17 protein-coding genes are annotated in these 21,255 nt (G+C 68.2%); 8 read left to right on the top strand and 9 right to left on the bottom strand.

Annotation, left to right across the window (positions count from 1 at the left end):
• The first annotated feature begins 88 nt into the window (after window positions 1-88).
• The gene (locus AB0K05_RS15595) at window positions 89-1,477 is read left to right on the top strand and encodes a glycoside hydrolase family 43 protein (protein WP_364229667.1); all 1,389 of its coding nucleotides are present in this window, start codon (window positions 89-91) and stop codon (window positions 1,475-1,477) included.
• Between the two features lie 12 nt (window positions 1,478-1,489).
• Entirely contained in the window at window positions 1,490-3,109 is a 1,620-nt protein-coding gene (locus AB0K05_RS15590) for a ricin-type beta-trefoil lectin domain protein (protein ID WP_364229665.1), read from the top strand.
• A 53-nt stretch (window positions 3,110-3,162) separates the two neighbouring features.
• Here AB0K05_RS15590 and AB0K05_RS15585 read toward each other — a convergent pair whose 3' ends face one another.
• Both AB0K05_RS15585 and AB0K05_RS15580 read right to left on the bottom strand, forming a co-directional pair.
• A complete protein-coding gene (locus tag AB0K05_RS15585) occupies window positions 3,163-4,479 on the bottom strand; it encodes a PHB depolymerase family esterase (protein ID WP_364229663.1) in 1,317 nt (438 codons plus the stop codon).
• A gap of 11 nt (window positions 4,480-4,490) precedes the next feature.
• Window positions 4,491-5,966 (bottom strand): endo-1,4-beta-xylanase, encoded by a 1,476-nt coding sequence (locus AB0K05_RS15580; protein ID WP_364229661.1) that lies wholly within the window; start codon window positions 5,964-5,966, stop codon window positions 4,491-4,493.
• Between the two features lie 656 nt (window positions 5,967-6,622).
• On the opposite strand from AB0K05_RS15580, the gene AB0K05_RS15575 reads away from it, so the two are divergent.
• Window positions 6,623-7,291: a hypothetical protein gene (locus AB0K05_RS15575; protein ID WP_271277095.1), complete on the top strand. Its 669-nt coding sequence runs from the start codon at window positions 6,623-6,625 to the stop codon at window positions 7,289-7,291.
• Here the strand turns inward: AB0K05_RS15575 and AB0K05_RS15570 are convergent.
• Complete coding sequence (locus AB0K05_RS15570) at window positions 7,288-9,321, bottom strand: APC family permease (protein ID WP_364229659.1); 2,034 nt, start codon at window positions 9,319-9,321, stop codon at window positions 7,288-7,290. The genes AB0K05_RS15575 and AB0K05_RS15570 overlap by 4 nt on opposite strands.
• Before the next feature lie 214 nt (window positions 9,322-9,535).
• On the opposite strand from AB0K05_RS15570, the gene AB0K05_RS15565 reads away from it, so the two are divergent.
• Complete coding sequence (locus AB0K05_RS15565; protein ID WP_364229657.1) at window positions 9,536-10,621, top strand: PP2C family protein-serine/threonine phosphatase; 1,086 nt, start codon at window positions 9,536-9,538, stop codon at window positions 10,619-10,621.
• A gap of 94 nt (window positions 10,622-10,715) precedes the next feature.
• A complete protein-coding gene (locus tag AB0K05_RS15560) occupies window positions 10,716-11,165 on the top strand; it encodes a rhodanese-like domain-containing protein (protein ID WP_364229655.1) in 450 nt (149 codons plus the stop codon).
• 72 nt (window positions 11,166-11,237) lie between these two features.
• Here AB0K05_RS15560 and AB0K05_RS15555 read toward each other — a convergent pair whose 3' ends face one another.
• Both AB0K05_RS15555 and AB0K05_RS15550 read right to left on the bottom strand, forming a co-directional pair.
• Window positions 11,238-12,608: an AbfB domain-containing protein gene (locus tag AB0K05_RS15555; protein WP_364229653.1), complete on the bottom strand. Its 1,371-nt coding sequence runs from the start codon at window positions 12,606-12,608 to the stop codon at window positions 11,238-11,240.
• A gap of 36 nt (window positions 12,609-12,644) precedes the next feature.
• Window positions 12,645-14,090, bottom strand: coding sequence for an RICIN domain-containing protein (locus AB0K05_RS15550; RefSeq protein WP_364229651.1), 1,446 nt, complete (start codon window positions 14,088-14,090; stop codon window positions 12,645-12,647).
• Window positions 14,091-14,453: 363 nt separating this feature from the next.
• On the opposite strand from AB0K05_RS15550, the gene AB0K05_RS15545 reads away from it, so the two are divergent.
• Together AB0K05_RS15545 and AB0K05_RS15540 are read left to right on the top strand one after the other, a co-directional pair.
• Window positions 14,454-15,764 carry an RICIN domain-containing protein gene (locus tag AB0K05_RS15545; RefSeq protein WP_364229649.1) on the top strand — a complete coding sequence of 437 codons (1,311 nt, stop codon included), beginning with the start codon at window positions 14,454-14,456 and terminating at the stop codon, window positions 15,762-15,764.
• Window positions 15,765-15,797: 33 nt separating this feature from the next.
• Complete coding sequence (locus AB0K05_RS15540) at window positions 15,798-17,294, top strand: RICIN domain-containing protein (protein ID WP_271277088.1); 1,497 nt, start codon at window positions 15,798-15,800, stop codon at window positions 17,292-17,294.
• Between the two features lie 27 nt (window positions 17,295-17,321).
• On the opposite strand, the gene AB0K05_RS15535 is transcribed toward AB0K05_RS15540, so the two are convergent.
• Complete coding sequence (locus tag AB0K05_RS15535; protein ID WP_271277087.1) at window positions 17,322-17,699, bottom strand: EF-hand domain-containing protein; 378 nt, start codon at window positions 17,697-17,699, stop codon at window positions 17,322-17,324.
• Window positions 17,700-18,084: 385 nt separating this feature from the next.
• Between AB0K05_RS15535 and AB0K05_RS15530 the strand changes: the two genes are divergently transcribed.
• Entirely contained in the window at window positions 18,085-18,459 is a 375-nt protein-coding gene (locus tag AB0K05_RS15530; protein WP_148035268.1) for a YciI family protein, read from the top strand.
• 19 nt (window positions 18,460-18,478) lie between these two features.
• On the opposite strand, the gene AB0K05_RS15525 is transcribed toward AB0K05_RS15530, so the two are convergent.
• Genes AB0K05_RS15525 through AB0K05_RS15515 form a run of 3 tightly spaced genes read right to left on the bottom strand, consistent with a single transcriptional unit; the run spans window position 18,479 to window position 21,239 of the window.
• Entirely contained in the window at window positions 18,479-19,189 is a 711-nt protein-coding gene (locus AB0K05_RS15525) for a DNA alkylation repair protein (RefSeq protein WP_271277086.1), read from the bottom strand.
• Window positions 19,190-19,206: 17 nt separating this feature from the next.
• On the bottom strand, window positions 19,207-20,742 hold the full coding sequence (locus AB0K05_RS15520; protein ID WP_271277085.1) for an MFS transporter: 1,536 nt from the start codon (window positions 20,740-20,742) through the stop codon (window positions 19,207-19,209).
• Window positions 20,739-21,239, bottom strand: a complete 501-nt coding sequence (locus AB0K05_RS15515) for a GyrI-like domain-containing protein (RefSeq protein WP_148035271.1) — start codon at window positions 21,237-21,239, stop codon at window positions 20,739-20,741. Before AB0K05_RS15515 ends, AB0K05_RS15520 begins: the two co-directional genes overlap by 4 nt.
• Window positions 21,240-21,255 lie beyond the last annotated feature (16 nt).

Genomic DNA, 21,255 nt, shown 5'->3' with positions numbered 1-21,255 from the left:
GCCGGACCATCGGATGTACTCCGCGACGACGCACCCCACGATTTGATGTTAGCGCTAACACTCCACGAAGCCGCCCCGAAAGGACCCCATGAGACCCGCGCGATCACGCCGCCTGGCCTGGATCATGAGCGTGCTCTGCATCATGTCCCTGCTGCCCGCGACACCGGCCATGGCGGACAACCCGATCGTCCAGACGATCTACACCGCCGACCCGGCGCCGCTCGTCCACAACGGCCGCGTCTACCTCTACACCGGCCACGACGAGGACGGCTCCACGTACTTCACGATGCGCGACTGGCGCGTCTACTCCTCGACCGACATGGCCAACTGGACCGACCACGGCTCGCCCATGAGCCTGGCCACCTTCACCTGGGCCGACGCCAACGCCTGGGCCGGCCACGTCGCCTACCGCAACGGCAAGTTCTACTGGTACGTCCCCGTACGGAACCGGAGGACCGGCGGCATGGCCATCGGCGTCGCGGTCGGCGACAGCCCGACCGGGCCGTTCCGTGACGCGCTGGGCCGCCCGCTGGTCGAGAACAACGAGATCGACCCCAACGTCCTCATCGACGACGACGGCCAGGCCTACCTGTACTGGGGCAACCCCCGGCTCGCGTACGTACGCCTGAACAGCGACATGATCTCCTACTCCGGCGGCATCACCTACATCCAGCTGACCGGCGCGGGATTCGGCACGCGCAACGGCAACCCCAGCCGCCCCACGCTCTACGAAGAGGGGCCCTGGGTCTACAAGCGCAACGGCCTCTACTACAACGTGTTCGCCGCGGAATGCTGCTCGGAGTTCATCGCCTACTCGACGGCCCCCAGCGCCACCGGGCCGTGGACGTACCGGGGGACGATCATGCCCCGGCAGGGCAGCAGCTTCACCAACCACGCCGGGATCATCGACTACGCCGGAGGATCGTACTTCTTCTACCACAACGGCGCCCTGCCGGGCGGCGGCGGTTTCACCAGGTCAGTGGCCGTGGAGAAGTTCACCTACAACGCCGACGGCAGCATCCCGACGATCAACATGACCACCGCCGGTCCGCCTCAGGTCGGCACCCTCAACCCGTTCGTCCGGCAGGAGGCCGAGACCGTCGCCTGGGCGTCCGGGGTGGAGACCGAACCCTCCAGCGAGGGCGGCATGAACGTCGGCTACATCGAGAACGGCGACTACCTGAAGGTCAAGGGCGTCGCCTTCGGCAACGGGGCCACCGCTTTCACCGCCCGCGTCGCCTCGGCCACCAGCGGCGGCCGGATCGAGCTGCGGCTCGGCAGCGCCACCGGCACCCTCGTGGGCACCTGCGCCGTCAACGGCACCGGCGGCTGGCAGAACTGGACCACGGTCACCTGCCCGGTGTCCGGCGCGACCGGCACCCGTGACCTCTACCTGCGTTTCGCGGGCGGCGGCGGCTACCTGTTCAACGTCAACTGGTGGCAGTTCACCGGCAGTGCCCTCCCTTCGACCCCCTGAGGAGCGATCTCCATGAACGGGAAAAGAACCCGCGCCCTGCTGACCGCAGTGGCCCTGGTCGTGGCGCTCACCCCCGCCACCCAGGCGCAGGCGCTGGAGAACGGCGTGGGCCGCACCCCGCCGATGGGGTGGAACACCTGGAACACCTTCGGCTGCAACATCAACGAGACGCTGATCCGCCAGACCGCCGACGCGATGGTCTCCTCCGGCATGCGCGACCTCGGATATCAGTACGTCGTCGTCGACGACTGCTGGTTCGACCCGGCCCGCGACTCCGCCGGAAACCTGCGGGCCAACCCGTCGAGATTCCCTAGCGGCATGAAGGCGCTCGGCGACTACCTGCACGCCCGGGGCCTGAAGTTCGGCCTCTACCAGGCACCCCTGGACCGCACCTGCGCCCAGTACTTCGGCGCCTACCCGGGCGCCACCGGCAGCCTGAACCACGAGGTCCAGGACGCCCAGCAGTTCGCCGCCTGGGGCGTCGACTATCTCAAGTACGACTGGTGCTCCCCCACCGGCACCATCGACGACCAGGTCCGCACCTTCGCGAAGATGCGCGACGCCCTGGCGGCCACCGGCCGGCCGATCCTCTACAGCATCAACCCCAACAGCATCCACGAGAAGACCGGCCCGCAGCGGAACTGGGGTGACGTCGCCAACATCTGGCGTACGACCGAGGACATCACCAACGTGTGGAACTCCGGTCAGACCAACGGCTACCCGATGGGCATCCAGAACATCGTCAACGTCAACGCGCCCCTGTCGGGCTACGCCAGGCCGGGACAGTTCAACGACCCCGACATGATGGTGGTCGGCCGGGGCGGCATGACGGACACCGAGATGCGCAGCCACTTCGCCCTCTGGGCGATCATGGCCGCACCGCTGATCGCGGGCAACGACATGCGGACCATGGACTCCGCGACCGCCACGATCATGAAGAACCAGAACCTGATCGCCATCAACCAGGACCCGCTCGGCCTCCAGGCGACCCAGATCAGCAACGACGGCACCCGCCGCGTCCTGGCCAAACGGCTGAGCAACGGCGACGTCGCGGTCGCGCTGTTCAACCAGGGCGGCGGCACGACGACGATCAGCACCACCACCTCGGCGATCGGCCTGTCCGGCAGCTCCTTCAGTATGCGTGAGGCCTGGACGAACGCCGTCACCTCGACGACCGGGGCCATCTCGGCGAGCGTGCCGTCCCACGGCACCGTCGTGTTCCGGGTCAGCGGCGGGACGCCCAACCCCGTGTCCCGGATCCAGGGCGTGGGGTCGGGCAGATGCCTCGACGTCACCGGAGCTTCCCAGGCCAACGGGACCCGGGTGGCGATCTGGGACTGCCATGGTCAGGTCAACCAGCAGTGGACCTCCACGGCAGCCGGCGAACTGCGGGTCTACGGGAACAAGTGCCTCGACGTGAACAACAACGGCACCGCCGACGGCACCAGCGTGATCATCTGGGACTGCAACGGCCAGAACAACCAGAAGTGGCGCTTCAACACCGACGGAAGCATCACCGCGCTCGGTGCGAACAAGTGCCTGGACGTGCCCGGCAACGCCACCGCCAACGGCGTCTACCTGCAGATCTGGACGTGCAGCGGCGCGGCCAACCAACGGTGGACCCGCCTCTGAGCCATGACCCGGGTCTGGGCGATCCACAAGAGACCGCCCAGACCCGGGGTGCGTCACGCGGCGCCCAGGCTCCACCGCTGGTTGGCGCCGCCGTGGCACGAGTAGAGCTGGAGGCGGGCGCCGTTGGCCGTCCCGGCGGCGTCCAGGCACAGCCCCGACTGCACGCCGACGATCGTCCCGTCAGCGTTGACGCGCCACTTCTGGTTGGCGCCGCCCCAGCAGGAGTAGAGCTGGACGCCGGCTCCGTTGCCCGCCCCGGCGGCGTCGAGGCATTTGCCGCCGAGACCCCGCAGTTCCTGGGACGAGGTGAGGGCCCACCGCTGGTTGGCGCCGCCGTGGCAGTCCCAGAGCTGGAGCCGCGTGCCGTCGGCGGTGCTCGAGTTCGGCACGTCCACGCAGCGCCCGGAGGCGACGCCCCTGATCTGGCCGTCGCCGCCAGGGGTCGGCGTGGGGCCGGCGCCGTCGAGGCCGAAGAACCGGATCGCGTGCACGGCCATCCCGGGATGCGGCAGATTGTGCCCGGCTCCGCTGATGGTGTAGGCCTCGACCTGGCCGGTCCCGAAGACTCTGCGCGTCCACCCCGATTGCGGGTTCGTGGTCGAGGTGGGCGTCCGGCTCACCCCGTGCACGTCGGTCCACTGGTCGACCTCCTTCTGCAACATGCTGAAGTTCAGCACGTCGTCCGCGGTGCCGTGCCAGGCCATCAGCCGGGGCCGGGGACCGGTGTAACCGGGGTAGGCGCCGCGGACCAGGTCGCCCCACTGCTGCGGAGTCCGGTCGCCGCAACCGGGCGGGCCGAGACAGCCGAAGGGCACACCGGCGAAGGGAGCGCCGGCCTTGAACACATCGGGATAGGTGGCGAGCAGGTTGACGGTCTCCATCGCCCCGGAGGAGAAGCCGGTGGCGAACACCTTCTCGGGGTCGCCGTTGTGGCGCTGCACGACGTAGTTGACCATCGACACGATCGACACGGGGTCGCTGCCGCCGCCGTGCCGGAGTGCTTCGTCCGACCACACGTCGAAGCAGTTCGACAGGCCGTTGGCGCTCTTGTTGGCCTGCGGGTAGATGACGACGAAGCCGTGCCGGTCGGCCAGGGACGCGAACTCCGTCTGCTGGTGGAAGTCGGTCGCCCGGCCGTTGCAGCCGTGCATCGCCACCAGGATGCCGGGACGCGCGGCCACGTTGTCAGGGACGTAGAGGTGCATCTGGATGTTGCCGGGGTTCGCCCCGAAGTCGCCGATCCTGGTCAGCGTCGCCGCACTCGCCTGGGGCGCCATGGCGACGCAACCGGCCAGGACGGTGATCACCGCGGTGACCACGGCGGCGATCACCGTCCCTGACCCGATCGGCACCTGCTGGTGCCGTCTCATGATCTGACCTCCTAGCCCCGGTTCCAGGACCACTTCTGGTTGTCGCCGCCCCAGCAGGAGTAGATCTGGAGCTGGGTCCCGTTACCGGTGCCGTTGTTCACGGCGTCGAGGCACAGATTCGACTGGACTCCGACGATGGAGCCGTCCGAGTTGACGCGCCACTTCTGGTTGTTGCCGCCCCAGCAGGAGTAGATCTGCACCCTGGCGCCGTTGCCGGTGCCGGCGGCGTCCAGGCACTTGTTGCCGTAGACGCGGATCTCCTGCGCGGAGGTGTAGGACCACTGCTGGTTGGAGTTGGAGTGGCAGTCCCACAGCTGGAGCTGCGTGCCGTCGGCCGTCGAGGCGTTCGGCACGTCCACACACCGCCCGGACGCCACACCCCGGATCTGTCCCACGGTGCCGGGGGTCTGCGTGGGCGTCGTGGTCGGGTCCGGGTCGGGATCCGGGTCCGCGTTGTTGAGCGCGTTCAGGACGGAGTTGTACGCGGCCTTCTTGTTGCCGTTGCCGTCGAAGAGCAGCGCGCTGGCGCCGGCGCCGAGCCAGGAGTCGCTGTCACGGACGCCCCAGACCGTGATGCCGGTACAGCGCGGCACCGCCAGGCAGTCGTTGACGACGTTGGCGTACGTGGTGGCCGAGCCGCCCTGGATGTCCAGCTCGGTGATCTGCACGTCGACGCCCAGGGCGGCGAAGCTCTGGATGGTCGTGCGGTAGTTGCTGTTGTAGGGGCTGTTGCTGTTGAAGTGCGACTGCAGGCCGACGCAGTCGATCGGTACGCCGCGCTGCTTGAAGTCGCGGACCATGTTGTAGACGCCCTGCGTCTTGGCCCAGCTCCAGTTGTCGATGTTGTAGTCGTTGTAGCAGAGCTTGGCGGACGGGTCGGCGGCCCGCGCGGTGCGGAAGGCCACCTCGATCCAGTCGTTGCCGGTCCGCTGGAGGTTGGAGTCGCGCCGGCCACCGGAGTTGCCGTCGGCGTAGGCCTCGTTGACGACGTCCCAGGCGTAGATCTTGCCTCGGTAGTGCCCCATCACGCCGTTGATGTGGTCGATCATCGCCTGGCGGAGGTTGCCGCCGGAGAGCGACTGCATCCAGCCCGGCTGCTGGTTGTGCCAGGCGAGGGTGTGGCCGCGTACCCGCTTGCCGTTCTGGACCGCCCAGTTGTAGATCCGGTCGCCGGCGCTGAAGTTGAACTGCCCCCGGTTGGGTTCCGTGGCGTCGATCTTCATCTCGTTCTCGGCGGTGATCATGTCGAACTCGCGGTTCGCGATCGTCGTGTACGCCTGGTCGCCCAGCTTGCCCGCGGCGATGGCCGTGCCGAAGTACCGGCCGCTCTGCTGGGCGGCGGCGGCGAGCGTGCTCTCCGCCGCGTCCGCGGGAACGGACACCATCAGCGCCGCGCCTACGATCCCCAGGGCGCCGACGGCGCCCACGATGCCGCGGAGGACACCGAAACGTTCGTACGCGGACGAAGGTAAAGCCTTCAAGCCCATGCCTGACTCCATACTGAAGTTACGGAACGAGGGATGTGCGGGAACCCCGGCGGACGACGCCGCACCCCAGGCCGGAGGCGCACACCACGATGGCGTCATGACCGGCGGCCCTGGCCGATCACCACATCAGGCAGGACCGACCGCCTCGGAGATCAGTGTGGGAACGCAACCGAAACATGTCAACGTTTTCACGAAAATTTCGGAACGCCCGACGCGGGGTCGATGCCTGACCGCGGATGCCATGGAGCCACGGACACCAGGAGCGATATCGCACGAGCACCCCGCGACGGCGGAGATGAAACTTTCACCCATCCCCGCAACTTACGGACCCGCAGACCTGCCCCGACACCCACCGGACGCGTCGCGCACCAGACCACCACCCCTTGACGACACCCGGCGTGTTGTATTTACTCGCCGCCATCACCACCGGAAGACGCCGGAGTGCGAAGGAGGACCACAGCGCGGAATGTGAGCGCTAACAAAGCCTGGGCGGCACCACACGCCCAGACCATTCGGCGCCCGCCGGTCCGCCTTTCTCATGGAAGGCAGACCGGCCGGGCGAATTCGCGGCCTGACCCGAAGCCGACAGCTCAGATGTGGCACTCTGGGGTCCACCGGACTTCGAAGGAACATCTGACGGCGATGGGAATGCTCGGATGAGCCAGACTCGACAAGATGGCGACCAGGCAGACCCTTCAGGCCACTACTACGGCGATCCCAGTCAGCAGCCATCGAGAAAATGGACCAAGGAGACCATCCTCGCGGTCCTGTCGTTAGCCCTCGCGGTGACCGTCCTGTTCTTCGGTGACGGATGGTTCCGCGGCGAGGACGACCCACCGCCGGCGGCCGCGACCACCAGCCCCTCGGCTCACCCCGCCAGCACGGCCCCGAGCAGCTCGGCTCCGACGCCGAGCCAGACCCCGTCACCAGAACCGTCGGCAGCGCCTTCCGTCCGGTGGACCGGAGTCGTGCGCCTGGGCGCCGGTGTCGACCTCGACCAGCTCCCGCCGACCATTCGCACATCCGACGAGAACGCGGACATCGCTGAATCCTCGTCCTTTTTCGTGAGTTCGATCGCAGCGCACGAACAGTCCCTCGCCCCGTGGAGCGACTCCACCGCGCCCACCCGGCAGCAGTGCGTCGAGGCACTTTCGACCCAGGGCACGACGGAATGGGGCGAGTCAGGCAAGGAAGAGGTGGAGACCGGAGCGATCTTCTGCCTGCGGACCTCCGAAGGGCGCATCGCGGCGATGAAGATGAAGGACGACTCGTACCACAACATGCGGGCGACCGTGAAGGTCTGGGACCCGGCCGACTCGCTCTAGCCACGGTCCGCTCGGGGGTCGGGTTCGCCTCGTCGTACGGCTCCCGGGGCCCGGCGGAGGGGCCGGCGGGTCAGGCGGCGGGTGAGACGGCGGGAGGACGGCAGCTGCCAGGGGACGCTGATGATCACGACCCCGGGGATGAGCATGAGCCGGCTCCTGAGCCACAGCGTGGTCCGGTTGTGCAGCAGGCTCTCCCACCATCGACCGACGCTGTACTCGGGGATGACGACGTAGATCACGTCACGCGGGCTCTTCCGTACGAGGGAGCGGACGTAGGCCGTGATCGGGCGGGTGAGCTCGCGGTACGGCGAGTCCAGGACCTTCAGCGGGACGTTGATGCCCGAGGTGTCCCACCGCCTCAGCAGGTCCTGGGCGTCCTCGCGGTCGATGGCCACCGTGACCGCCTCCACGTGGTCGGCCCGGAGCGCACGGGCGTAGCCCAGGGCGCGCATGGTCGCCGCGTCCATCCGGGGAACCACGACCATGGTGAAGACCCGCGCGGGGGCGACGGACTCCTCGATCGGGTCGGTGACGGCGAGTTCACTGGCGAGCACGTCGTAGTGACGGCGGATGCCCCGCATCAGCGACCACAGCAGCACGCCCGCGGCCAGCGCCAGATAGGCGCCCTCGGTGAGCTTGGTGGCCAGCACGATGATCAGGACCAGGCCGGTCGTCAGGGCCCCCACGGCGTTGATCGTCCGTGCCAGCCGCTGGTGGCGTCGCACTCCTGCGTCGGACTCGACGGCCAGCGCCCGGCCCCAGTGGCGGACCATCCCGGCCTGGGACAGGGTGAAGGAGGTGAAGACGCCCAGGATGTACAGATGGATGAGGTCGGTCACCGATGCGTGGAAGACCCACAGGAGCGCGGCCGCGATGGCCGCCAGGGCGATGATCCCGTTGGAGAAGGCGAGCCGGTCCCCGCGCATGTGCAGTTGCTCGGGCAGGTAACGATGCCGGGCCAGGAGCGAGGCGAGGAGCGGGAATCCGTTGAAGGCCGTGTTGGCGGCCAGCACCAGCACCAGCGCGGTGGCCGCCTGGACGACGAAGAACCCCACGCTGTCGTGCCCGCCGAAGACGGCGGCGGCCAGCTGGCCGATCACGGTGCGCTGGGGCAGGTCCGCGCAGTCCGGGCCGGTGCCGCTGAACTGGCAGGGGTCGGCGGCGATCCGCACCTGGCTGATCAGCGCCAGCGCCGTGATCCCGGCGAACATCGTCGCCGAGATCAGGCCCATGACGGCCAAGGTCGTGGCGGCGTTGCGGGCCTTGGGGCGGCGGAACGCCGGCACCCCGTTGGAGATCGCCTCCACTCCGGTCAGCGCCGTGCAGCCGCTGGAGAACGCCCGCAGGATCAGCACGGTCAACGTCAGGCCCGTCAGCTGCTCGTACCCCGCCTCGGGACGAAGCTCCCACCCGGCGGACTCGGCCACCGGCGCGTTCCCGGTGACCCAGCCGAACAGGCCGGTCGCGCACATCACCAGCACGGCCCCGATGAACAGATACGTCGGTACGGCGAAGACGCGGCCGGACTCCCGTACCCCGCGCAGATTCATCGTGGCGAGCACGGCGACGAGACCCACGGCCAGGCTCACCCGGTGTTCGTGCAGGCCGGGGAACGCGGAGACGATGTTGTCCACTCCCGCGGCGACCGAGACCGCCACGGTCATCACGTAGTCGACCAGCAGGGCCGCGGCCACCACCAGGCCGGCCGTCGGGCCGAGGTTGCCGGAGGCGACCGCGTACGACCCGCCGCCCCCGGGATAGGCGCGGACCACCTGCCGGTAGGACACGACCACCACGACCAGCAGGACGATCACCGCCGTGGCCACCCAGGACGTCAGATGCAGGAAGGCCAGCCCGGCGACCGAGAAGACCAGCAGGATCTCCTGGGTGGCGTAGGCCACGGACGACAGCGGATCGGACGCGAAGATCGGCAGCGCCAGCCTCTTGGGCAGCAGCCTCTCGTGCAGCTTCTCGCTGCGCAGCGCCCTGCCGACCAGCAGACGCTTCACGACTTCCGCAAAGCCGATCACGGGGAGAGCCTAGGCACGCCACCACCAAATGTCATCGCGACGTCACGAGAGGTGAGCGACTGGGATGAAAGCCTTTCCCAAGACCTGTCCATCTACCTTTTGGCCCCCGTATCGGAACATGTAGACAGAAACTGTGAGATATGGGGGAAACCCGCATCTTCGGGGGCGTCTCTCACTGCAACGGAATCACGCGCTGGCGGTGATTCCGCTGGCCATGATCGTGGTCATCACGGTCGCGGACCTGCTGTCCCCCAGCGACATCCACTTCGGAGCTCTGCTGGTGGCGGCCCCGGCGATCACGGCCTCCTTCGCGGGAGCGTGGTTCACGGGCGTGATCGGGCTTCTCGCGATCACGGGCGAGATCATGATCGGCGTCCATCACAACCGCCTGGGCACCGAGAACATGCAGTCGGAGCTCATCGCCATGATCGCGGTATCGGCGTTCGTGGTGGTCTTCTGCCTCATCCGGGACCGCGAGCGGCGGGTCCTGGTGCAGGTGCGCTCGGTGGCCGAAGCCGCGCAGCGGGCTCTGTTGCGGCCACTGCCGGAGTCGCTGGGCACGCTCCGGCTGGCCTCCGTCTACCTGGCCGCCGCGGCGGAGGCCCGGGTCGGCGGGGATCTGTACGGTGCCGTACGCACCGTGAACGCCACCCGCCTGATCATCGGCGACGCCCGGGGCAAGGGCCTCACCGCCATCTCCGACGCCGCCGCTCTCGTCAGCGCCTTCCGCGAAGCCGCCCGCCGGGGCCTGTCCCTGCCGGAGCTCGTCGCCGACCTTGAGGACAGCGCCGGGTTCAATCCGTACGATTTCGCCGGGGAATGGCCGGCAAGCGAGGAGACCTTCGTGACCGCGGTCGCCCTCGACATACCAGACGACGAACCGGCGCTCACCCTGGTGAACTGCGGCCACCCGCCGCCGCTGCTGGTGCACGCCGGGGAGGTCACACCGCTGCAGTGCGAGAACCCGGCGCCACCGCTTGGTCTGGGTGACCTGTGCGACCACGGGTACGCCGTCTGCTCGTTCCGGTTCGACGAGGGCGATCTCCTGCTGCTCTACACCGACGGCGTCACCGAGGCGCGCGACGCCGCCGGGGTCTTCTACCCGCTGGCCGACCGGATCGGCGCCTGGACGCAGGAAGCCCCGGAAGGGCTGTTGAAACGGGTGTGCGACGACCTCCTCACCTATACCGGCGGACGTCTCGGCGACGACGCCGCCATGATCGCGATACGCCGCATGCCGGTCGCGGACAGCGGCGGCGCGTACGGACCGGCCGCCACGAGCGGCGCGCGCGCGTTCTGAGGCCCCGCGCGGGTAACCTTGTTGATCGTCAAGGTGGCGGGTCCGACTCCCGTCCGCCCGCGCCGACCAGGGAGCTTCGATAGACATCGACGAGGTGCTGGCTCAGGCCCGCACGGGGCTGCACCGCCTGAGCCCACCCCAGGCATGGTCGGCGGCGGGCCGGACCGACAGCTTCATCGTCGACACCCGGCCCGCTTTCCAGCGCTGCGCGGGAGAGGTCCCGGGCGCCATCGTCATCGAGCGCAACCAGCTGGAGTGGCGGCTGGACCCCCGGTGCGAGGCCCGCATTCCCGAGGCCGAACACGCCCGCATCCAGTGGATCATCCTGTGCGACGAGGGATACTCCTCCAGCCTCGCCGCCCGCTCGCTCCAGGACCTCGGCCTCCACCGCAGCACCGACGTGATCGGCGGCTTCCAGGCATGGCACGCCGCGGGGATGCCGATCGTCCTCCGCGAGCCGCCGACGTCTCCCCGGCGCCCGGGCGAAGGCCCGTCGGCCATGGAGACGGCCGCCGCCGAGAAGGCCCTGCCACAAGACGCCTGACAGATCCTCAACGGATCCCCACCGGCGCTGACCGAGGGCCGGACTCCCCGGCGGGACTCCGGCCCTCTGGTCTCAGCCGGTGACGCGGAAGGTGGCGTCGGCCCGAGCGGTCGTGGTGCTGACCGGGTCGATCCGGAGCAGGTAGTCTGCGTGCCGCAGGTAGCGGTCCGGGAAGTTGTACGACTGGAACGACGCCGCCGACGAGTCGGCCAGCCCGGCCACCCGCCGGAACGTCGCGTCGGCCCGGAACGTCGCGCTGCCGTCGTTCCGCGCCAGCACGAGGTCGTAGTCGTAGTGCCGCAGGTAGTAGCCGGGCAGGTTCGCCGCCTCGAACGACACGTACGCGCCGCCCGTGTCGGCCAGCCCCGGCACCATCCGCCACTGCGCGTCCGCCGCCGGGCTCACGTTCGGGTCGATCCGTACGTCGTAGTCGGCATGCCGTACGTACCGGTCCGGGAAGTTGTACGACTGCAGCCGATTCGCGGCGATGGTCGGGGTGCCGACCCCGGCGCTCGTCTGCGTCACCCGGCGGATCGTGCCGTCGGCGTTGTAGGACAGGTACTCGAGCGCGATCGACCGCTTGTAGTTGCCACCGCCGGCGCGGGCGTTGCGGTGGTAGGCGATGTACCACTGGCCGTTGTACTCGGCCATCGAATGGTGGTTGGTGTTGACGTTGACGCCTTCGAGGATGACGCCCCGGTAGGTGAACGGGCCCAGCGGGCTGCTCGCCGTGGCGTAGGCGATCTGACCCGGCCAGCCCGTGGAGTACGAGTAGTAGTAGACGCCGTTCCTCTTGTGCATGAAGCCGGCCTCGGCGAAGCCGCTGCCGCCGCTGATCGTCACGTTCTGGATCGCGCCCGTGGTGGAGATCATGTCCGAATTCAGGCGGACCACCTTCGGCGCGCGGGCGCCGCCGAAGTACAGGTACGCCTGCCCGTTGTCGTCGACGAACACCGCCGGGTCGATGGGCTCCTCACCGGTGTTGGCGTCCCGCCCCTTCTCGATCAGCGGGGTGCCGCGGGGGTCGCTGAACCCGCCGGTGGGCGACGTGCTCCTGGCCACGCCGATCCTGGTCCGGTCGGTCGGCAGGTACAGGTAGTAGTACCCGTTGCGCTGGGTCGCCGAGGGCGCCCACGCGTACCGCGTCGCCCACCCGAACCCGCCGACCGAGAACGGCGCGCCGTGGTCGGTCCAGTTCACCAGGTCGGCCGACGAGTACACCCGCCAGGCGTTCGAGTCCCAGTACGTGCCGCTGTTGCTCTCGTCGTCCGTGGTGTAGACGTACACGCGGTTGTTGTAGACGTGCATCGACGCATCGGCGGCGAACCGGTTCACGATCGGGTTCGACGCCTGGGCAGGCGCGGCGGGTCCGGCGACCAACGTCGCCGCCACCAGTGAACACACCGCGAGCAGGCGCGCCGCGGCGAGTGCGAGTCTTCTCATGGCATGGCTTCCTGGTCATGTCGCTACGGCCGAGGATCAGGATTGGGTACGGGACCACTGCTGGTTGGTGCCGCTGCCGCACGCGTACTGCTGGATGTCGGCGCCGTCAGCCGTGGACGCGTTGACGACGTCCAGGCACTTGCCGCTGTGACGGGCCCTGAGCTGGAAGTAGCTGCCGGTGGCCACCCACTGCCACTGCTGGTTGGAGCCACCGCCACAGGTGTACTGGATGATGTTGGCCCCGTCGGCGGTCGAAGCGCCGGCCACGTCCAGGCACTTGCCGCTGTTCTGGTTGACCAGCCGGTGATAGCCGCCGCCGATGTCCTGGAACTGCCATTTCTGGTTCCCGCCGCCGTTCCACGGATACTGCTTCACCTCGGCGTTGTTCGCCGTCGACGAGCTGACGACGTCCATCACCTTTCCGCTGCCGCGTCCGGTGATCCGGTAGTACGGGGAGGTGCCGCCGCCGGAGACGACGCCGGTGGCGGCGTCGATGGTGATCTGGGGATACCAGGTCAGGCTCATACTGGTGGTGGACGGGAACGTGATCGGCAGCCAGACGTACTGGGAATCGTTCACCGGCCCGCCCCAGGCCCCGGCCCAGCGATCCCCCATGTACAGGTAGCTGGTGGTCGACGAGCCCTGGATCGGCAGCACGTACGTCGGCTGGGAGCTGAACGTCGTGCCGTCGCCGACGTTGGTCCACCCGGTCCATGGACCGGAGATGCTCGACGCGGTCGCGTATCGCGCCTGGTTCGGACTCCACCCGGTCGCCCCTGAGGTCAGCAGGAAATAGACGTTTCCTCGTTTGAACATGGCCGGGGCTTCCCGGTGGGCGTCGTTCCAGAAATTGCCCACCAGCGTGCTGACGTTCAGATAGTCCGTCGTGAGCCGGTAGATGTGCAGGTCGTAGTTCTCGTCCGCGGCCGAGATCATGTAGGCGGTGCCGTTGTCGTTGAAGAGCGTGATGTCCCTCGACATGTGCCCGAGCGGGCGGAAGCTGCCGTGGTAGGTGTAGGGGCCGTCCACGGTGGCGGAGGAGGCGACGGCGGCGCGGGCCTCGCTGTAGTTTGAGCCGTTCTCCTTGTGCATCCACATGACGAATCTGCCGGTGGAGCTGTTGTAGATGACCTTCGGCCGCTCGATGTTCGCGACGTTGAGCTCGGGGTGCGACGACTGGGTGAGGACGTCGTTGCGGAACTCCCAGTTCCGCAGGTCCGTGGACCTGTAGACCGAGACCGCCCGGAAGGTGTTGTCGGGATTGCGGTTCTCCCCGAACCAGTAGTAGTAGCCGCCTTCCCGCAGCACGCCGCCGCCATGGGCGTGCAGCGCGTTGCCGCTGGTGTCCAGGAACTGGGTGCCGTTGGTGATGGTCACCGGAGCCGCGCCGGCCGGGGCCGCGGTCGCGGCGTGGCCGACGACGGCACCGGCGAGCAGGAGGATGGCCGCGAGCGAGCGGCGTAAGCTCACGAGTCGATTCATGCTGATCACTTCCCTCTGTTCCGGCGGTTGGCGTGGCGACCGGGTGTTCCACGGGGGCACGATGTTTGCGTTAACATCACCACCGACCCGAGGGTCACATGCATGTTTACGACGTGTTTTCCCACATGGAAAAGGCTGACAGCCCGGTTGTCAATACCTCGCCACGAGACGATTCCGCCTGCGGTCAATCGTCCACGAATGAACGGGGTATTGACCGGCTCGACATGAGCGAACACACTGATGTAACGCCGACGTAACGACCGCACCCCCGCGCACGCTTGGCGCACCGACCACCATTCGACGCCTTCGTGAATGGATCAGCATGATGTTAGCGCTAACAATTCATGGTGAGGGAATTCACCCGTGAACAGACGACTGAAGGTCAGACGCTGGTTGGCCCGGCTCTGCCTCGTGGCGCTCACCGCCGCCGCCGCCGGGGCGTCGGTCGCCTCACCCGCACAGGCCGCGCCCGGCTACGTCTACACCACGTTCAAGGGAGACGCCGCCGCCGACCAGGAGCTCTGGGTCTACTCGTCGGCCAACGGCACGAACTTCGGCGTGCTGGCCGACACGAACTACCGCGGCCCGTCCGGCGTGCTGCGCGATCCCAGCATCATCCAGCACAACGGGCTCTACTACATCGCCCACACCGTCGAGTCGTGGACCACGAACTCCACCCACTTCAACATCGCCTCCAGCCCCGACCTGGTCAACTGGACCCACGTGACCAGCGTCGACTCCGGCGTCGCCAACACGCGCTTCACCTGGGCGCCCGAGTTCTACGTCGAGGGCGGCACCGTCCGGATCATCGTGAGCATCGCCCAGACGACGTGCTCCAACTGTTTCCGTCCGTACATCTTCACCGCCCAGAACGCGTCGCTCACCTCCTGGAGCGGACCGGCGCAGATGGGTGGTCTCGGCTACAACTACATCGACACGTACGTGGTGAAGTCGGGTAGCACCTATCACGCCTTCACCAAGAACGAGACCTCCAAGTACATCGAGCACTGGACCAGCACGAGTCTCACCAGCGGGTGGAGCAACCAGGGCCAGTTGTGGAGCTCGGGCTACGAGGGACCGGCCGTGTTGCGGATGAGCGACGGCTCCTGGCGCATCTGGATCGACAAGTACACCAACGGCGGCATCTGGACGGCCACCAGCTCGAACCTGAACTCCTGGTCGGGCCTGAGCCAGATCACCTGCCCCGGTTGCCGCCACGGCACGATCCTGCCGGTGGCCGACGTGCCCGCCCCCGCGCCGGTCCACCGCGTGACCAACCGCAACAGCGGCAAGGTGGTGGACGTCGTGTCGGCCTCCACCGCGAACAACGCCGAGATCAAACAGTGGACCTGGAACGGCGGCGGCAACCAGAAATGGGAGTTCCAGGACGCCGGCGGCGGCTACTTCCGCGTCGTCAACCAGAACAGCGGCAAGTGCCTGGACGTGGCCGGCGCTTCGACCGCCGACGGGGCCAACGTCATCCAGTACACCTGCGGCGGCGGCACCAACCAGCAATGGCAGTGGCAGGCCACCGGGAGCTACTTCCGGATCGTCGCACGGCACAGCGGCAAGTGCCTCGACGTCGTCGGCTCCGGCACCGGCGACGGCGCCGACATCCAGCAGTACGCCTGCGGCAGCGGCACCAACCAGCAGTGGAGCCGCACCCAGGTCTGACCCAGGAATTCAGATCCAGTGATTGGGCATGCCATGAGACTGATCAGCTGCTTATCCTCGGGAAACACCCGGTCGTCACGCCGGTCGCTGATCGCCCTCGTGGTGACGGCGCTCACCGCGGCGGCGAGCCTCGTCATCCCCGCGTCGCCGGCCGCTGCCGCCACCAGCCAGTTCAGGGGCATGAACTGGGCCGTGCTGGGTGACAACTTCAGCACCGGCACGCTCGTCCTGCACGGCCTGAGCCAGTCCGACAGCAACGCGACAGTACGGGCGAAAGCCAACGCCCTCTACGACGACATGGCCTCCACCATGGGCGTCAACACCGTCCGGCTGCCCATCAACACCCACACCGTGGCCAACACGACCTGGTGGAACGCCTACCGCGGCGCCATCGACGCCGCCACTGCCCGTGGATTCAAGGTCATCCTCGCGTACTGGGAGGACGGCGCCGCCTCCGGCGGCAGAATCACCGACCTCGCCGCGTGGAACACGATGTGGTCCAGCGTGACCAACACGTACGGCTCGAACGGCAACGTCTACTTCGAGCCGATGAACGAGCCGCACGGCTACACCTCGGCGGAGTGGCGCGACGTCGCGGCGAACTGGCTCGGCTATCACACCTCGGCGGTGCCCGGCCGGGTGCTCATCGGCGGCACCGGCTACAGCCAGGACCTGCGGGACGTCTGCAACGACAGCCGCTTCAACGCGACGCTGCTGTCCTTCCACCACTACGCCTTCTTCTACAGCGCGATGACCTACGACGCCTTCCGCAGCCACATCCAGACGCGTCTGGGCAACTGCGCCTCCCGCGCGGTCGCGACCGAGTTCGGCGCGCCGATGGCCACCGGCCTCGACTACGGCGACGCGAACAGCACCGACAACTTCGTGCGCCACATCCGCGCCATGGCCCAGGTCATGCGGGACAACCAGATGGGCGGCACCTACTGGCCCGCCCTCGGCGGCAAACCGACCGGAACCAGCGGCTACGACCACTACTCGATGTACGGCCTGACCGGCAGCGGCACCGATCTCGGCCTGACCGTCCGCAACCCCTCCGGCGCCGACCGGATCCGGTACGCCTGGGGCGACGCCGTCGGCCCCACTCCCCCGCCGACGTACTACCGGATCGACGTGCGCCACAGCGGCAAGGCCATGGACGTCCAGCAGCCGAACACCGACAACGGCGCGCGCGTCGGCCAGTACACGTACGGCGGCAACGCCTGGCAGCAGTGGCAGTTCCAGGACGCCGGCAGCGGCTACTGGCGCGTCGTCAGCCGCCACAGCGGGAAGTGCCTCGACGTGGTGAGCGCGTCGACCGCCGACGGCGCCGAACTCATCCAGTACACCTGTGGCACCGGCACCAACCAGCAGTTCCAGATGGTCGCCAACGGCAGCTACTTCCAGCTCCGGGCACGACACAGCGGCAAATGCGTGGACGTACCGGCCGCGTCGACCGCGGACGGCGTGATCCTCAAGCAGTATCCGTGCAACACCGGCACCAACCAGCAGTGGTCACGCACCAACGTCTGACGATCGCTCGAGACCTGTTCCTAGGAATCAGGCCGCGGGAGGTATCCCGAAGACGTGGCTTCCGGGCGCCGCAGGGTCGTCGCCCACCCAGAACTCTCTCCAGTGGCGGATGAACTCCGTACGGGAGACGGTGCCGTCACCATCGGCGTCGAGTCGGACGAACACGTCGGTGGTGTCGGTGGGGCTGCCGTTCCACGCCTCGATCATGCGTTGGTACTCGGCCGGCGAGATCCGGTCGTCGCCGTCCTCGTCGATGGCCTCGAACATGGCCTCGGCGGTGGCGTCCACGGCGTCCGGCGTCCGGCCGAGCAGATCCACCACGGTGAGGACGTCGTCGAGCGTGACCGACTCGGGGTCGCGGGAGCGCTCGGCGAGCGTTCCCCACCAGCCATGCATGATCGCCATGAGGTGCTCCTCATCACCGGCCGCGCGGATGGACGCCCAACGCCCCGCTAGGGCATCGAAATCGCTCTCGCGCAGCACGCCGTCACCGTCGACGTCCATCGCACCGAAAACGAGTTGCACCTTGCCCCGCTGAAATGTGCTCGCCATGCCCCGATCGTCCCCGGCCTCACGCCGGGCAACTCCTGTCGCAACGGTTCCCTCCCCTTCTGCATAAGGTGACGGAATCATCGCTATGAGTAACCGGCTGAACATGAATATCTCACTGGTGTCCGATGAAGAGCGCACTACACAACCCTCGGATGAAGCGGCAATCTGAGGCAGGAGCTAGACGCCCCGACGAACTTCGACATGAAAGAAAACGGCCTGCCGAGCTGAGAGAAGATCGATGAGATTCATGATCATTCGCCGGGCCGGGGCAGACACCGAGGCGGGCTTTCCACCCGGCCGCGAGTTCGCCGCCAGACTGCGGGTCTATGACGAGACCCTGATCAGGGCCGGAGTGCTTCTGACCGCCGGGAGGCTGCGTCCAGAGAGCCTGGTGGCGCAGATCGCGCGTCACGGTGGCGAGGCCGTCGTGACTGCCCGGCCATCGCTCGACACTGAATGGATCGCCGGATTCTGGCTGATCCAAGCAAAGGACAGAGCGGAGGCCGTCGAGTGGGCTCGCCGTGTTCCTGTGCCGGGCCGGCGAGTGGGCGTCGGGGTAGAAGTATGGCAGTGCGCATCGAGGCCCTGGCGTGACTCGCCGGAATGCCTCTGATGCGCACTGAGCACGAAGCCTATTGAGACCCGGCAGATCGTTTCGCCGCTCCCATGTAATGCGCTCTGAGGTCGCTGCCGAGGTGTTCGACGGCGTAACGCAGGGCGGTGCGGGGCATCGTTGCGGCGTGCCGGTCAAGGAAGGCGAGCAGGCGCGCAGGCTCCCGCTTGCCGGCCTCGCGGATCCATCCGCCGTAGGCCTTCTGCACCAGTTCAACAGGATCATCGGCCAGGATCTCGGCGATGCCGAAGGTGTCGCCGAGATCGTCGTGCCGGATGAAGTAGAAGGTGGCGACAATGGCGGTGCGCCGCTCCCACCACTGCGGGGAACGGGCCAGCGTATACAAAGGGGCACGCGACTTGTCGTACAGATAGCCTCCGACGACATGGGGCGCGGCCAGGTCCACCAGGTCCCAGGTGTTGATGCGATCGTGGCGGCCCATATAGAGGTCGTACAGCTGCGCGCGACGCGACTGGGGCGTGCGCTTGCGGCGGGCCTGCTTGTCCATGATGCTGCACGCGCCGACCCTGACCTCGTGCACGTCGCGTTCGAGGAGATTGGCGATCTCGTCCGGAGGCATGTCGATGAACTCTCTGGCGAGAGCGAAGACGTCGCGCATACGGACACCGAGCACGGCGCCCTGCTCTGAGATACGAACACGGCGCCCTTCCGGCACTGGCAGGGCCGTCAATCGCTCGGTGAAGACGTCACTGGTGGGGAGGGCTGTCATGTCGTTCTTCCTACCCTCTACTGGGCGGCAGGCGGTCCGAAGGGTGGGATGCGCCGCAGGGTCGTCAACGCCAGCACCGCGATGCCGGCGAATGCCAGCGCACACACCGCCGCTGTGACGTTGAGGCCGGAGGCGAACGCGTCGCGTGCCGAGCTGATCAGTGCGTCGCCGATGCCGGTCGGCTGTCGCTGTGCCACGGCCACCGCCTCGGCCATGGTCTCGGCGGCCGCTCTGCCCGGCGCCGTGTTCGCCAGCGCCGGGGGAACCTCGACCGCCGATGTGTAGATCGCTGCCCCGAGGCTGCCCAGGACGGCGATGCCGAGGGCCACGCCGAGTTCCCCGCTCATGGACTGCATGGCCGAGGCGGAGCCGGCCCTCTCCGGCGGCGCGGCAGGGACCACGAGACGTCCGGCCAGCGGACCGACCGGGCTGACGCCGACGTAGACCACGGTGAATCCCAGCAACAGGATCGCCGGCCCGCCGCCGGGTGTCACTTGCGTCAGGACGACCATGCCTGCGGAGGCGATCGCCGCTCCGGCCGCCACCACGTGGGCGGGACGTACCCGCTGCGCGATCCCCTGGCTGACGAAGATTCCGATGACGAGGCCGAAGGTCGGCACCAGCATCCACAGGCCGGCCGCCAGCGGACTCAGTCCTTCCACCGACAGCAGATACTGGGCCACGAAGAAGCCGCTCCCGCTCTGCAAGGCGCCGACCAGCAGGGAGATCAGCAGCGCGCCTCTCACCTCCACGATCCGGAAGAGCCCGAGGTCCAGCATCGGGTGCGCCAGCCGGCCCTGGCGCACCACGAACACGACACCCGCGAGGGCCCCTGCCAGCGTGAGCGCGACCGGACCGGGCGACCAGCCGGATTGAGCCAGCTCCTTGAGCCCGTAGACCAGCGGCAGAACCGCCACCAGGGACAGCACCACACTCACTGGGTCCACGCCGGGCGCGCCCGGGTCCCGGCTCTCCGGCAGCAGCCGGGGACCCGTGACGACCAGCAGCAGCATCACCGGCACCGCGACGAGGAAGGCCGCACCCCACCAGAATGCCTGCAGCAGCGCTCCTCCTACGAGGGGTCCCAGGGCCACCCCCGCCGTCAGGGCCGACGCCCACACCGAGATGGCGACGCCCAGTTGTCGCGGGTCGCGGAACATGCCGATGATGAGCGCGAGGGTCGAGGGCATGATCGTGGCGCCGGCGACCCCCAGGAGAGCGCGCGCGGCGATGAGCACCTCCGTCGAGGGGGCGTACGCCGCGAGTGCCGACAGCGCGCCGAACGCGGTCGCCCCGAGCAGCAGCAGCCGGCGACGGCCGATCCGGTCCCCCACGCTGCCCATGGTGATGAGGAAGCCCGCGATGAGGAAACCGTAGATGTCGGTGATCCACAACTGCTCGGTCGCGCCGGCACCCAGATCCACGGTGATCTGAGGCACGGCCAGGAACAGCACGCTGATGTCCAGCATGGTCAACATCGTGGGCAGACACAGGACGGCCAGCGCGAGCCATTCCCGGCGGCCCGCCGTGGACCTGGCGATCATGTCTGTCATGCGCTGTTGAGGGGTTGGACGAGCTGAGTGCGCCATGTGGACGGGGCCGGCCACGCCGCGGGATCAGGGCGGTGAGCGAGGTCGATCCAGGTGTAGATCTCCCACGCGCCGCCCTCCGGCTTGTACGGTGCGGTCCGCGTCCACGCCTGCAGCCGGTCGTAGGCGCCGCCCAGCCGGTCGTGCGCGCCGAGATGCCAGGTGGTGACGGCCGGCCCGCCGGGAAGCTCGCCCATGGCGACTTCTCCTCGACTCGCGGCCACACCCTGCACCGGAACACCGACCTCGACGTCGGTCTCGACGTCGCCGAAGGCGTGATAGCGCACGTACGGCGGCCCGGCCGGGCGCACGCCGTGCTCGCCGAGGTGAGCCCACAGCGCCGCCAGGATTTCTGCCTGGGTCCGGGGCAGCTCGGCGACCGGGACCGTGCGACGCACGCTGATGACGGGCTGCGGGGCGACGGTTTCGAAGGCGACGGTCTCGTCGTGTCCGTGGTTCATCGTTCTCATCTCTGCT

This window comes from Nonomuraea sp. NPDC049486 (assembly GCF_040676925.1).
Lineage (GTDB): Bacteria > Actinomycetota > Actinomycetes > Streptosporangiales > Streptosporangiaceae > Nonomuraea > Nonomuraea ferruginea.
The sequence above is the reverse complement of the archived record's forward strand: the minus strand, read 5'-3'. Positions and strand labels throughout refer to the sequence as shown.